The organism is Holdemanella hominis (genome assembly GCF_014306155.1).
In the GTDB taxonomy this organism is placed as follows: domain Bacteria; phylum Bacillota_I; class Bacilli_A; order Erysipelotrichales; family Erysipelotrichaceae; genus Holdemanella; species Holdemanella hominis.
Map to the genome: position 1 here is coordinate 1 of NZ_JACRWH010000058.1, position 14389 is coordinate 14389.

Genomic DNA, 14389 nt, shown 5'->3' on the forward strand with positions numbered 1-14389 from the left:
CTCTATGAAAATAAGGTCAAGCTTCCTAAGATTGGTCTTGTAAAGATAAAGAAAACACGAGCACCTAAAGGAAGACTACTGAGTGCAACGGTATCACAAGTACCAAGTGGAAAGTATTACGTTTCATTATGTTATACGGATGTAGAAGAAGTCTTATTTCCACTAACATACAATGAAACAGGTATAGATTTAGGTATCAAGGATTTTATCATATTGAGCAATGGAGAAAAGGTAGAGAATCCAAAATATCTGAAGAAGTCGATTGAGAAACTGAAAAAGCTACAGAAGCAGCAGTCACGAAAAACAAAGGGCGGCTGCAACTGGATCAAAAACAGAATCAAAATCGCGAGACTTCATGAAAAGATAGCGAATCAAAGAATGGATTTTGTCAACAAACTATCTACAAGAATCATTACAGAATATGACATCATCTGCATCGAAGACTTAAAAGTAGAGAACATGCTTAAAAACCACAATCTAGCCCAGTCTATATCGGATGTATCCTGGTCAAAGTTTACCACACAGCTAGAATATAAAGCCGAGTGGTATGGAAAGGTGATCAAGAAAGTAGACACATTCTATGCGAGCAGTCAAACCTGTCATTGTTGCAGATATAAGAATGAAGAAACAAAAGATTTAAATGTAAGAGATTGGACATGTCCAAAATGTCATGCAGAACATGACAGAGATGTAAATGCATCCATCAATATATTGATGCAAGGCATATTAGCAAATTAGCTAAAAACAAAAACAACCGCAGGAACTGCGGGGATAGCTTGGTAAGAAAGGTTTCGATAGAAACCTGTTCCCAATAATCTCGTCACTTCAGTGATGAGAGGTTCAAGGAAGGTCATAAGTTTTTCGTAAGTGGAAGTGGCCACTCCCATACAATGGCAGAAGAGATGTATGCTCGTGCAGGTGGTTTAGCTTTTGTGGTTCCCATTTTGACAAGTGAACTTACGATGACGGAGCATCCGACAAAAAGTTCAAACATTGAAAGACTTAGTGGTTATGCCAAAATCTTAGCAGAGTTATATGGTATATCTTGTGGTGATGTCGTTTTGATTGCATCCAATTCTGGGCGTAATGCCTATCCAATCGAACTTGCACTTGAAGCTAAAAGTCGTGGTGCACATGTAGTTGCCATCACAAGTATGAAACATACAACTGCTCAATCTTCTCGTCATTCTTGTGGAAAGAATTTGTACCAAATTGCAGATATTGTCATTGATAATTGTGGAGAAATTGGAGATTGTGCTTTATCTATTGATGGTTTGGATGCCAAGTTTTGTCCAACATCAAGTATGGCCAATTCTTTCATTGCACAATGTATCAATGTGGCATGTGCCGAATATTTGATCGAACACAACGTAGAAGTACCTGTTTTTTCTTCTTTAAACTGTGATGGTACGGAAGAAAGAAATGATAAATTATTTAAAAAGTATACACGTATGTATTAGAATAAAGGGGGCGAGGTGCTTATGAATAAAAGAAATTTATGGATATATATATTTGGAATCACAATCATCATTATTGGATTGATTAAATTGGATACATTGATTTCTATGGTATCTATATTATGGAATGCATGTAGAGTTTTAGTGTTTGGAGCTATGATGGCTTTTGTGATTAACTTGGTTATGGCTAAGATTGAAAAGCGCTTAGGTTTTATGAAGAAGGGGAAGCGTGCAACAAGCCTGCTTCTTTCTTTGATTTTAATTTTTCTTTTTGTGTATTTCTTAATTACACTCGTTGTTCCATCGTTAAGCGAAGCTATTGGAGTGATTGTGGCTGTATTGCCAAAATATTTTGAGAATACACAGAAATTTTTGGTGAATTTATTTGAGAACAATCCACAGCTTGCGGAATCTATTAATAACTTAGATATCAACTGGAAAAATTTGATTCAATCCGGTATTAATGTTCTTTCGACTGGTGTTACCAATGTTGTAGGCACGACATTTAATGTTGTGACAGTCATAGTGAATAGTGTATTTAATTTTGTGTTGATGTTTATTTTCGCAATCTATGTTTTATTAGAGAAAGAAAGATTCGTTCAGTTGTATCACCGTTTAACGAATCTATATCTAAGCGAAATTGTGAAATGTAGAATAGATAAGTGTTTGCAAATTATTAATCAGACTTTTAGTGCTTTTATTGGTGGACAATGTATTGAGGCAACTATTCTAGGGACACTATGCACATTGGGTATGATTATACTACGTATGCCATATCCGGCTATGATTGGAACATTAGTTGGAGTTATTAATATTATTCCGATGATTGGAGCTTATATTGGTGGGGCGATTGGTATGTTTATGGTATTTACTGTAAGTCCAATTATGTCTCTTTGGTTCTTATTATATTTATGTATTCTTCAACAAATCGAAAGTAATGTGATCTATCCACATGTTGTTGGAAATTCAGTAGGATTACCAGGAATCTATGTCATGATGACTGTTGTGATTTTTGGATCTTTAGCAGGTATTCCAGGTATGTTTCTAGGAATTCCTACAATGGCAAGTGTGTATAAAATTGGTGTTTTATATCTAAATCGAAAAGAACGCTTAAAAGAAATGAATGGATGACGAAAAATCGTCCATTTTTTCTTATATGCATGATATAATGTTGTGGCAAAGGAGATCAGTTATGTTTGATGAAATTCATGAAGAGTGTGGTGTGTTTGGTGCATATCGCGTAGATAATGCAGCAAGTATTACGTATTATGGTTTGCATTCCTTGCAACACAGGGGTCAGGAAGCGAGTGGTATTGCCGTTTCAGATGGCGAAAATATCACTTTACAGAAAGGAAAAGGCTTGACTGTAGATGTTTTTCAAAAAGAAAAATTAGACTCTATGGTCGGAAGATTAGCTGTTGGGCATGTTCGTTATAGTACAGCGGGCGGTCAGGAAAATGAAAACATTCAGCCAATTGTATCAAAGGGACATAATGGAAGTTTAGCTATCGTTCATAATGGACAGATTGTTAACGAGAAAGAGCTTCGTATTGAACTTGAAAATGAAGGGGCTATTTTCCAGGGAACAAGTGATAGTGAAATTATTCTTCACTTGATTCAGAAACAAAAAGGTACTTTAAAAGAACGTGTCATGAAGACTGCAAATCGTATTGAGGGTGCATTCTCTTTCTTAGTTATGAATGAGGATACTATTTATGCGGTTCGTGATCGTCATGGTTTAAGACCTTTAAGTTATGCCAAAAGTAAAGATGGCTACGTAATTAGTAGTGAAACATGTGCTTTTGAAGTTATGGGAATTTATGAAAGTGTGGATTTAAAACCAGGAGAAATCGTAGAGTTCCATAAGGGTATTGTGAAACATGAATTTTATTCAACAAATACAGATAACCATATGTGTGCAATGGAGTACATTTATTTCGCAAGACCAGATAGTGTAGTGGAAGGTATCAATGTACATGCGTTCCGTAAGGCTACAGGATCTATTCTTGCCAGAGAAGATAAAGATTTACATGCGGATATCGTTATTGGTGTTCCAGACTCATCTTTATCAGCAGCCATTGGTTATGCAGAAGAGGCGGGTATTCCATTTGAAACTGGATTGATTAAAAACCGTTATGTAGGACGTACATTTATTCAACCTACACAGGCGATGCGTGATCGTAGCGTTCGATTAAAATTAAGTCCTGTATCTAGCGTGGTTAAAGGAAAATCAATTGTTATGATTGATGATTCGATTGTACGTGGTACGACTTCAAGAAGAATTGTACAATTATTGAAGGATGCAGGAGCTACCCAAGTACATGTTCGTATCGCTAGTCCAGTCATCACGAGTCCATGTTTCTATGGTGTAGATACTTCTACAAAGGATCAATTGATTGGTGCTCAGATGAGTGTAGAAGAAATTCGTGACTACATTCATGCGGATACATTACGTTTTATGACCGAAGAAGAAATGAAGGAAGCTACGCATGGCGTTGGTTTATGCTTGGCATGTTTTAATGGAGAATATTGTACAAAATTGTTCTCATATCAAGAAGAGTTGGATAAATAATTATGACTATAAAGTGTTTGGCTTTTGATTTAGATGGAACTTTACTTTTAGACGAATCGAAAAGAATGGATCCAAGAACGGTGGATTCGATTCAAAGGGCGATGGCACAAGGTATGCACGTTGTGATTGCGTCGGGTCGAGATAAAAACGGATGTAAATTTGTATATGAACCATTGGGATTAGAAAATGGAAATCATTTTTTGGCATTGGTAAACGGACAAGTTGTATATGATTTTGAAAATAAAGAATATGATTTGGATGATGTTTTAACGGCAGAAGATGGAGTTAAGATTCAGAAAGTTTGTAAGCAATTTGGTGTAGAGGGAATTTTTCAATGTGGATATGATTTTTATAGTTACATATCTTCATTGAATCGTGTAAAGAAAAAAGTCAAAAATGCCATTTTAGGAGAGCCAGATGATTATGGCTTGAAGGATGGCAAAGAAAATCGTAATTTTATTGATTTGCCTTTTGAAGAAATTCGTTTGACGCAAGATATCAATAAAGTGATTATGGTGCATTCTCCTAGATTCTTTGAAAAGAATTTTGAAGGAATTAAAGCGGCTTTAAGTGATTATGATGTATTGTTGATTGGTCCAGATTGGCTGGAAATTATGCCAAAACATGTCAACAAGGCTAGTGCATTGTGGAAAATCTGTGATAGGCTTGGAATCAGCATGAATGAGGTCATGGCTTTTGGAGATGCACAAAACGATTTGAAGATGCTTCAACAAGTAGGTATTGGTGTAGCTATGGGGAATGCGATGGATGAAGCTAAGTATGCAGCTACTGTAGTTACGGACACAAATATGAATAATGGTATTGGAAAAGTCATTGATGCTTTGTTGGCGGGCAAAGAAATGGACTTACGCAAAGGCTTGTTATAGAATAGAATCAGATAAGGAGGAACCTTGTATGAAAATTGTAAATACAGAAGAATTTAACGCATTAATGAACGAAGATGCAGTTTTAGTCGACTTTTTCGCAACTTGGTGTGGACCATGTAAAATGTTGACACCTGTACTTGAATCAGTCGCAAATAAATTAGATGGAAAAGTGAAAATTGTAAAGGTGGATGTGGATGAAAGTCCAGATTTAGCGCAAAGATTTGGTATTATGTCTGTTCCAACAATGATTCTATTTAAAAAAGGACAACAAGCTGCAGCATTCTCAGGATATATGCCTGAGGCAATGTTGATGCAAAATATTGAAAGTAAACTATAGGATGATTCGTCATCCTATTTTCTTTAGGGGGAAAATATGTATTATATCGCATATGGAAGTAATTTAAACAAAGAAGAAATGAAGCAACGATGTAAAGATGCGAAGTTTGTATCTTTGGCAAGACTTGAAAACTATACACTTACATATCGTGGAAATCCTGGACGAGCTTATCTTACAGTAGATAAGAAAAAAGGGGATTTTGTGCGAGTAGCTATATGGGATGTGAGTGAAAAGGATAAGAAGAGTTTAGATGAATATGAAGACTATCCATACTTATATGATTGTTTTGAAGAAAAGGTATTATTAGAAAACAATGAAACAACCACTGGTTTTATCTACCAAATGTATGATCGTTTTCCAATATGTAAACCAAGCGATTCGTATATGGAACGTTGTAAACAAGGCTATAAGGATATGGGTTGGGATTCTTCAATTTTAGATTTTTAATGAATTTTAAGGTTTGGTGTGTCATAATAGAAAGAAAATAAGGGGACTTTAAAAATGGAAAATTGGAGATACTTAATTTTAAGTTTAGTTTTATCCTTGTTCATTCATTACTACGTCACAGCTGTTTTAATGGAAATTTTTGGCATGGGATGGTATCCAATTCAATTCGTCGTATGGTGCATTGAACTGGTTGTTATATATGATGCGTTGATGTTTTTTACGAAAAACTGGAATGTAAAACATCGAGCCATGTTTTTCTTTGTATATTATATATTTTTGATTATTGCCCTATTGATACGCTATGATCAAGGTATCAGCATTATTCAATTGAATCCATTTGCCTGTCTTAGAGAAATCTATTATGGTTCTTGGACAGAGTGGATCGTATTCGCATTTAATATTGGATACTTTATGTTTATGCCATGGGTGAATGGACTGCTTATTTCATCAAATAAAGAAAACTTTATTGTTTCTGTATTCATTGGTTTTCTGTGTGAATTTATGCAGTTGATCTTTCATAGAGGCGTATTTGATTTAGGGGATATTTCTCTATATGTAGTTGGAATCTTGTTGGGAATTTATGTAAAAGAAAAGTACCATGTTCATTTAAAAGAAAAGAGTGAAGTACATGACAATTAAAAAGGTTGCGATATTCGGTGCGGGAGCTATTGGCTCCTATTGTATTTATGGTTTATCAAAGTGCGATATACAATTAAGTGTCATCGCAAAAGATGAACGAAATGAAAGATTAAAAAAGAATGGTTGTTTAATCAATGATGTCATTTATCATCCCGAAGTATTAACGCCTGAAGAAGCACATGGAGTAGATCTTCTTATTGTATGTTTAAAATACAATGCATTGCCAGATGCTTTAGAAGATATTCAACAAATTGTAGGTGAATATACATTAGTGATGTCTTTAATGAATGGTGTGGATAGTGAACAAATCATAGGTGATCAGATTGGTATGCAGCATATGGTGTATTCATTGATTAAAGTTGCAAGTCATAAAGAAGACTTAGGATATGTATTTGATCCAGAAACAACGATTGGAATTGTACTAGAAGAAAATAAGGAAATCGATGAATTGTTTAGTCAAAGTGATCTACATTATCGAACAACTTCCTATATTCAGGAAGAAATATGGAATAAGTTTCGTTTAAATGTAACGAAAAACTTACCTCAAGCTATTCTTGGAGCAGGTGTTGGATGTTATTCGGATAGTGATCATGTGAAAGCTATACAGTCTGGATTAAAGGATGAATTAGAGGCTATCGCAAAAGCTAAAGGTATTGATATGTCAAAGGCTGATCCAAGTGCAACACGTGGTAGTGCAGTGCCTAAAACGGCCAGATATTCTACACTGCAGGATTTGGATGCCAAAAGGCATACGGAAATTGATATGTTTTCGGGTGCAATAATGAAGATGGGAATAGAACTAAATATTCCAACGCCTTATAATGAATTTGTATATCATATCATCAAGGCGATGGAAGAAAAGAATGACGGTTTATTTGACTATAAATAAAGAGAAGTGATTTGACTCACTTCTTTTCTTTTAGAATGTAGAATGTATTTTTTCCTTTTCCATGTTGACTGATTTGACCTCTTCTTTCATTCTATTTAATCAGTTTTTTTTAACCATTCTACCCATACTAATCAATAAATGAATTTTTTTTCTTATTGTTGCATACAATCCTTCTTAATGATAATGAACAAGTAAAAGAAGATTGACAGAGAATAGAATATTGCATATTTTAATAATAAAAGATGGGAATGCTTATGTTGATGTTTGAATTGGAGGTGTTGATAATGAAGGATTATGTTGCGTATTTGGATAACAAAAAAAGAATTACTCTTAGAGGAGCGACTTATCAATATTACAATGTTAAAGAATATGGAAATGGTTGTATTATTCTCAAACCTCGGGAATTGTCAGTGTCAAAGAGCATTTCATCTAGAACCTTGGCAGATATGGATCGTGCGGTAAGTGATTTTAAACGTGGAGATGTTTCTTCGGCTATTGATTTGTCGGATTTTTCAAAGGAATAATAAATGAATGAAAAAGAAGTGATGTTACTCACTTCTTCATGTTAGTCTAGATTGTATAATTTCTTATATTTTTTGATTAAATAATCTGTGTAGTAATCAGGATTAAATGGTTCTCCACTTACTTCTTCTACGATTTCAGCCATAGATTTACTTGCAGCATAATGGTGTACATTTTCTTTTAACCAGTTTGTGATTTTTTCAAAGTGGTTTGTTAGTAGGGCTTCTTCTACGTCAAATTGTTTTTCCATTGTTGCATACAATTGTGCAGCATAAGCACTACCCAATGCGTATGTTGGGAAGTATCCTAAATAGCCTGTAGACCAGTGCATATCTTGTAAGACACCTTCTTTATAGTTTGCAGGACGAACACCTAAATATTCTTCGTATTTATCGGCCCATAGTTCTGGTAACTTATCATAATCTACATTGCCTTTCGCAATTTCTTTTTCGATTTCATAACGAACCATAATGTGTAATGGGTATGTTAATTCATCCGCTTCTGTACGAATCAAAGCACATTCAGTTTTATTGATCATGTTTACTAACTCGTCAACAGACACATCTTTAAATTCTGGGAATAAATTTACTAATTGATTATAGTTTGCTTGCCAGAATGCATGACTTCTACCAACGTGGTTTTCTAAGAAACGAGATTGCGATTCGTGCGCAGCCGAACCAACAGCTTGTGTAAGCATGGTTCCTTCAAATGCAGGATCCATTTGTAGTCCATAAAGAGCATGTCCATATTCGTGTACAGTTGAAAGGATAGCACTCAAAAATTGGTCTGGATAATAGTGTGTTGTGATACGAGCGTCGTTGCTTGAGAAGAAATCTGTGAATGGGTGTTCTGTCGTTGAAAGGTATACTTTACCAAAATCTACTTTCATGAAGTCACAAATAACATCCATAAATTTTTCTTGGCGATCCACTGCATAAGTTTCATGAAGTAAGTCATCATTGATTTGTGGTTTGTTTTGAATTTCATGAATTAATGGAACTAATTTTTCTTTAACATTATTAAAGAATGCATCATATTTTTCTTGTGTCATTCCCTTTTCATAACGATCCAATAATACATCATACGCATTATTTCCATTGAATTTAGGATCATATTCTAAAAGGTGCAAAGTCTCTTTCATGATGGCTTGTAAATGCGGTTTGAAATGTTCATAGTTATCTGCTTCTTTAGCTTCATGCCAAGCAAGTTCACTATCTGCTTTGACTTTGACATAGTTCGCATATACATCACTAGGAATGTTTTCAGATTGAGCTAATGCTTCAAGACGATAATCGACTTCTTTCTTTTCTAAACTTCCTTCTGGCAATGTCTTTGCGTATTCCTTGATTTTTTTGATTGTTTCTGGATCATTTTCAATGATGAATGCTTGTTTAGATAGTCTAGACAACATTTCATTTGAATAAGGAATTCCTTTCTTAGGTGCAATTGTCATTTGTTCAAAATAGATTGTTGAGAATGCCAATGAGAAGGCATCTAATGTTCTTTCGTATTCTTGATAGAATGGTTCAAATTTTAACATGGTTAAATCCTCCTTCTTGTATTGTAACACAAAGAAAAGAATAGTCATTATATAATGAAAGCGAATTTTCAAAATGGTGATATAATACAGAAAAAAGGAGTAAAGAGTATGGATGCAATTTTTAATCGTACAAGTATAAGAAAATATAAACAAGAATCATTAAAAAAAGAAGAGATTGATTTGATTTTAAAGGCGGCATTTAGTGCACCTAGCGCTAGAAATAGTCAGCCTTGGCAATTTATTGTTGTTCAAAACAAAGATACATTAAAGGATTTAAGTCAAATGACACCCTATGCATCTTTTCTAAAAGATGCAGCTATGGGAATAGTTGTTTGTGCAGATAAAAATAAGAATGATAGTTTGGATTATTGTCAACAAGACTTGGCAGCGGCTACAGAGAATATGTTGGTTGAAGCGAAAAGTTTGGGTATTGGTTCATGCTGGCTGGGTGTGTATCCGAATGAAGAGCGTTATTTGGCTTTAAACCAATATTTTAAATTGCCAAAAGGAATTGTTCCAATGTGGATGATTTCATTTGGATATATAGATCAAGAAGAGGTTGTAAAAGATAAGTTTGATTCTTCAAAGGTGCATTATGAAAAGTATTAATATTGTTGAGTGTAAAAATGAGGATGATTTAAAAGAAATAGCTATTCTTGCCGAAAAGATTTGGCATGAATTCTTTCCTGGAATCATTTCAGAAGCACAGATTGATTATATGGTAGAAAAGTTTCAAAGTTTTGATGCCATGCAAGACCAAGTAAAACATCAGCAGTATCATTATCATAAGGTATATGAAGGTGATGAGTTGGTTGGATATATTGGTTTGCAGAATCGGCCGGATCGTTTATTCTTGTCTAAACTGTATTTAAAGGATTCAGCTAGAGGAAAGCACTATGCGACTGAAATGTTTGAGTATGTAAAGAAACAGGCAGAAAAGTATTGTTACTCATCTATTTATTTGACTTGTAATAAATATAATAAACATAGTCTAGCTGTATATGAGAAGTTTGGTTTTCAATGGATTGATTCTGTACAGACAGATATAGGAAATGATTTCATCATGGATGATTACATCTTAGAATATCGATTAGGGACATTTTAATAAGTGTCCTTTTTCTAGTTCGAAAATAATTCCTTCATAATAGGCTACCAAACTCATCTAAGTATTTAATCGATATAAATAGTGTCAATAATTCTTTAAGAATCATGCATACCTAATTTACCTTAGATGAATTTGGTAACCTATCATGATTTTTTTCCTTTTGAGACATCTGATATAACTGGGTGATTTATTTTGTGTTTATAAAACAATTTTTTAAAAATTTACCGGATTTAATAATGTTTTCACATTGGATCTTTATAATAAAAATTGGCTACTGGATGTGGTTGGTGGTTGCCTCTTGTTAAGGAGATTTAAAGCCTTGAATCTTGAATTCCAGGTAAGTAGATCCTTCTATTTTTTTGCAGGAGGAAAGCTTATGCATATATATCTACATATTGATGTTGCTTTTGTTTTATTTGCCATAGTAGAAATACTAAAAGTAACATTGATTATTATAGAAAAATGCAAAAAGCACTAATCACCACTAGCAATGGAAATAGATTAGTGCTTCAGCATTAACTATATTTCAGAGCAGCCACTGCTTTTCCAGTAGCTTTTCTCTATTTGTATTATACCGATAAAGGAATGGTTATGCAAATTTATTGGATTATTATGGTTTAGATGCAAAGCATATCAAAGAATTTGTTGAATCATTAAAATAAGATGGAGTTTGACTTCATCTTTCTTTTTTTGAAAAAATTTTTAGAATATGATATTGTCAAAGGGTGATTAAAGAGGGATGTTGAATATGGATATGAAGAAGATACAGGAGTTACCAACTCCAGAAGAATTAAAGAAGGAGTTTCCTTTGCCTTATAAGGTGCAAAAAATCAAGAAACAAAGAGATCAGGAAATTGAAGATATTTTTACTGGAAAAGATGATCGTTTAATTTTAATTATTGGTCCTTGTAGTGCGGATCGTGAAGATTCGGTTTTAGACTATATGAATCGTTTGGCTGTTTTACAGGAAAAAGTAAAAGATAAGATTTTTATGATTCCACGTGTCTATACAAATAAACCTCGTACAAAGGGTGTTGGATATAAGGGGATGTTGCATCAGCCAGATCCACATGCCGAAGAGGATATGTTGAAGGGAATCATTGCGATTCGTAAACTGCATACAGATGTAGTAACACAAACTGGTTTTACTTGTGCAGAAGAGATGCTGTATCCAGAAAATCATGCGTATTTATCGGATTTATTAGGATATGTTGCCATAGGGGCAAGAAGCGTTGAAAATCAACAACATCGTATTGTGGCTAGTGGTGTAGGAATTCCTGCAGGAATGAAGAATCCGACAGGTGGAGATCTTACAGTCATGATGAATTCTATTGTGGCAGCGCAAGCCGATCAAAGATTTGTATATCGTGGCTGGGAAGTACAGACTGAGGGAAATCCACTAGCTCATGCGATATTAAGAGGATATGTGGATAAGTTCAATCATGCGCATGCGAATTATCACTATGAAGATTTGATGGAGTTGATTCACTTATATGAAAAGTCAGATTTAAAGAATCCGGCTTGTATTGTAGATTGTAATCACTCGAATTCAAATAAACAATATTTAGAACAGATTCGTATTGCCAAGGATGTTATGCATTCTAGAAGTAAATCGGAAGATATCAAAAAGCTGGTGAAAGGCTTAATGATTGAAAGTTATTTAGAGGATGGAAATCAGCCAACAGATGGTAATGTGTATGGAAAGTCGATCACAGATCCTTGTCTTGGCTGGGATAAGACAGAACAATTGGTTTTAGATTTATATGAGTTGTGCGATTAGGAAGCGTTGTAAAATGGTACCCACAAGTGAGTATCACAACTGTCACGTTGTTGTCCTCCTTATGGGTACCATTTTAGATTTTAAATGATCTTCATCCTTTTCTTAATATGTTTCCTTTGTAGAAATTTCAGCTGGCTTATTTAAGATATACATGAATTCTTCACCCGTAATTGTTTCTCTTTCATATAAGAATTTGGCAAGTTCATGTAACTTCATTTTGTTGTCTTCTAGAATTTGATAAGCCTCGTCATGTGCTTTTTTAATTAATGAGATGGTTGCCTCATCAATCTTAGTCGCTGTTTCATTTGAACAAGCTAAGGATGTATCGCCACCCAAATATTGGTTGTTTACTGTTTCTAAAGCTGTCATACCAAATTCATCCGACATTCCTAATCGTGTAATCATGGCTCTGGCTAGTTTCGTGGCTTGTTCAATATCGTTGCTCGCACCACTTGTGATCGAATTAAAAATTAATTCTTCAGCACAACGACCACCTGTATACACCATGATCTTTTGGAAAGCTTCCTCTTTTGACAATAGGTTTTGTTCGTTTTCTTCTACTTGCATAGTGTATCCCAAAGCCCCTTTTGTACGAGGAATAATTGTGATTTTATGAACGGGAGCCGTGTTTTTACATTTAGCAGCCACTAGTGCATGTCCAATTTCATGATAAGAAACAATCATTCGTTCTCGATTTGAAATCACTGCTCCCTTCTTTTGTTCACCGGCAATAACGATTTCAATGGCTTCTTCCAAGTCTTTTTGAACCACCGTTTTACGATGATCACGAACCGCTAATAAAGCCCCTTCATTAATAATATTGGCAAGTTCGGCACCACTAGCTCCAGCACTAGCTCTTGCGATAACATTAAAATCAATGTTGTTAGAGCATTTGATGTCTTTGGCATGTAATTTAAGAATGGCTTCACGACCGGCAAGATCAGGAAGTTCAACTGGAATTCTTCTGTCAAAACGACCAGGACGTGTTAAAGCAGGATCTAATGAGTCAGGACGGTTTGTGGCGGCAAGCAATACGACGCCTTTGGATCCATCAAATCCATCCATTTCAGCAAGCAACTGGTTCAATGTTTGTTCACGCTCATCATTACCATTCATGCCTGCGCCATCACGTTTTTTACCAATGGTATCAATTTCATCGATAAATACAATACATGGAGCTTTTTCACGAGCTTGTTTAAATAGGTCACGCACTTTAGCGGCTCCTCTACCAACAAACATTTCTACGAATTCACTACCTGAAATCGAGAAGAATGGAACGCCAGCCTCACCCGCAACGGCTTTGGCAAGTAATGTTTTACCGGTTCCAGGAGGACCGACTAATAAGGCTCCTTTTGGCATCTTGGCACCAATCTCTTTATATTTAGCTGGATTGTTTAAGAAGTCTACAATTTCTTGTAAGTTTTCCTTCGCTTCTTCTTGTCCAGCTACATCCTTGAATGTTTTTCCCGTTTGTTCACCAACATAGACTTTGGCATTGCTCTTTCCTAGATTGCCTAGACCAAAACCAGAGCCTTGTGAAAATGACATTTGATCATCTCCGCCCATTTTCTTTTGCATACGCTTAAACATCCATGATCCAAATGCCCAGAAAATGATTAATGGTAAGAAAAAGGAAATTAAACTCGATAAAATTGGATTCATTTGTTCTTGATAGACTTGTCCAAATTTAGCTCCAGATTTATCCAATCGGTTGACTAAATCTGAATCATTCATAACACCTGTTTTATAGGTTTTATCTGTTGAATTTTTCTTTAATGTGTAATAAATATTGTGATTTTCAATTTGAACGGTATCAATCTTCTTTTCTTCAATTTTATTTAAGAAATCAGAATAGTTTGTGGTTTCAAGTTTAGATTGTTGAAACATAGGAAATATGATAAAGTTTAGAGCCATAATGACAATCAATATGATCATGTAATATCTATATAAAGGCTTCTTTTGTTTGTTCATGAGTGTTCCTCCTTAAGAAATTGATTACATTATACACCTTATTAGCACTTTCGCAAGCGGAGTGCTACATATTCCATAATTCCACATAATTTAAAAGAAAATGCTATAATAGGAATGTTTAGGGAGCTAACTATATAAAATTCAAGTGTTTTTTATGAAAAAGTTTGAAAATACAAAATAACTAGATTTTTTAGTTAGTTTTAAATTGATCTTTGAAAATGTGAATATTGGATTAAATTTAGG

The 14389-nt window shown here is 34.6% G+C and carries 14 protein-coding genes and 1 pseudogene; 13 read left to right on the plus strand and 2 right to left on the minus strand.

The window, feature by feature from the left end; genetic code table 11:
• From H8911_RS10375 to H8911_RS10420, 10 genes and pseudogenes are all read left to right on the plus strand, one after another.
• Nucleotides 1–738, plus strand: a 738-nt coding sequence (locus H8911_RS10375) for an RNA-guided endonuclease TnpB family protein (RefSeq protein ID WP_186999608.1), incomplete at its 5' end; no start/stop codon positions are given.
• Nucleotides 739–851: 113 nt separating this feature from the next.
• Nucleotides 852–1460, plus strand: a pseudogene (locus H8911_RS10380) (sugar isomerase domain-containing protein); the annotation flags it as partial.
• Between the two features lie 21 nt (nucleotides 1461–1481).
• On the plus strand, nucleotides 1482–2588 hold the full coding sequence (locus H8911_RS10385; protein ID WP_186999609.1) for an AI-2E family transporter: 1107 nt from the start codon (nucleotides 1482–1484) through the stop codon (nucleotides 2586–2588).
• A gap of 61 nt (nucleotides 2589–2649) precedes the next feature.
• Entirely contained in the window at nucleotides 2650–4029 is a 1380-nt protein-coding gene (gene purF / locus H8911_RS10390; protein WP_186999610.1) for an amidophosphoribosyltransferase, read from the plus strand.
• A gap of 2 nt (nucleotides 4030–4031) precedes the next feature.
• Nucleotides 4032–4916 carry a Cof-type HAD-IIB family hydrolase gene (locus H8911_RS10395; RefSeq protein ID WP_186999611.1) on the plus strand — a complete coding sequence of 295 codons (885 nt, stop codon included), beginning with the start codon at nucleotides 4032–4034 and terminating at the stop codon, nucleotides 4914–4916.
• Nucleotides 4917–4944: 28 nt separating this feature from the next.
• Nucleotides 4945–5253, plus strand: coding sequence for a thioredoxin (gene trxA / locus H8911_RS10400; protein WP_117926679.1), 309 nt, complete (start codon nucleotides 4945–4947; stop codon nucleotides 5251–5253).
• A 36-nt stretch (nucleotides 5254–5289) separates the two neighbouring features.
• Nucleotides 5290–5700, plus strand: coding sequence for a gamma-glutamylcyclotransferase family protein (locus H8911_RS10405; protein WP_186999612.1), 411 nt, complete (start codon nucleotides 5290–5292; stop codon nucleotides 5698–5700).
• Nucleotides 5701–5754: 54 nt separating this feature from the next.
• Nucleotides 5755–6339 carry a VanZ family protein gene (locus tag H8911_RS10410; protein ID WP_186999613.1) on the plus strand — a complete coding sequence of 195 codons (585 nt, stop codon included), beginning with the start codon at nucleotides 5755–5757 and terminating at the stop codon, nucleotides 6337–6339.
• Nucleotides 6329–7228: a ketopantoate reductase family protein gene (locus H8911_RS10415; RefSeq protein WP_186999614.1), complete on the plus strand. Its 900-nt coding sequence runs from the start codon at nucleotides 6329–6331 to the stop codon at nucleotides 7226–7228. The genes H8911_RS10410 and H8911_RS10415 overlap by 11 nt, the downstream gene beginning before the upstream one ends.
• 284 nt (nucleotides 7229–7512) lie before the next feature.
• Nucleotides 7513–7752 carry a hypothetical protein gene (locus tag H8911_RS10420; protein ID WP_255466355.1) on the plus strand — a complete coding sequence of 80 codons (240 nt, stop codon included), beginning with the start codon at nucleotides 7513–7515 and terminating at the stop codon, nucleotides 7750–7752.
• A gap of 41 nt (nucleotides 7753–7793) precedes the next feature.
• On the opposite strand, the gene H8911_RS10425 is transcribed toward H8911_RS10420, so the two are convergent.
• A complete protein-coding gene (locus tag H8911_RS10425) occupies nucleotides 7794–9290 on the minus strand; it encodes a carboxypeptidase M32 (RefSeq protein ID WP_186999615.1) in 1497 nt (498 codons plus the stop codon).
• Between the two features lie 108 nt (nucleotides 9291–9398).
• On the opposite strand from H8911_RS10425, the gene H8911_RS10430 reads away from it, so the two are divergent.
• From H8911_RS10430 to H8911_RS10440, 3 genes are all read left to right on the plus strand, one after another.
• On the plus strand, nucleotides 9399–9899 hold the full coding sequence (locus H8911_RS10430; RefSeq protein WP_186999616.1) for a nitroreductase family protein: 501 nt from the start codon (nucleotides 9399–9401) through the stop codon (nucleotides 9897–9899).
• The gene (locus tag H8911_RS10435) at nucleotides 9886–10395 is read left to right on the plus strand and encodes a GNAT family N-acetyltransferase (RefSeq protein WP_186999617.1); all 510 of its coding nucleotides are present in this window, start codon (nucleotides 9886–9888) and stop codon (nucleotides 10393–10395) included. Before H8911_RS10430 ends, H8911_RS10435 begins: the two co-directional genes overlap by 14 nt.
• 748 nt (nucleotides 10396–11143) lie before the next feature.
• Nucleotides 11144–12175, plus strand: a complete 1032-nt coding sequence (locus tag H8911_RS10440; protein WP_186999618.1) for a 3-deoxy-7-phosphoheptulonate synthase — start codon at nucleotides 11144–11146, stop codon at nucleotides 12173–12175.
• A 102-nt stretch (nucleotides 12176–12277) separates the two neighbouring features.
• Here the strand turns inward: H8911_RS10440 and ftsH are convergent, their stop codons facing one another.
• Entirely contained in the window at nucleotides 12278–14146 is a 1869-nt protein-coding gene (ftsH, locus tag H8911_RS10445) for an ATP-dependent zinc metalloprotease FtsH (protein ID WP_186999619.1), read from the minus strand.
• Nucleotides 14147–14389 lie beyond the last annotated feature (243 nt).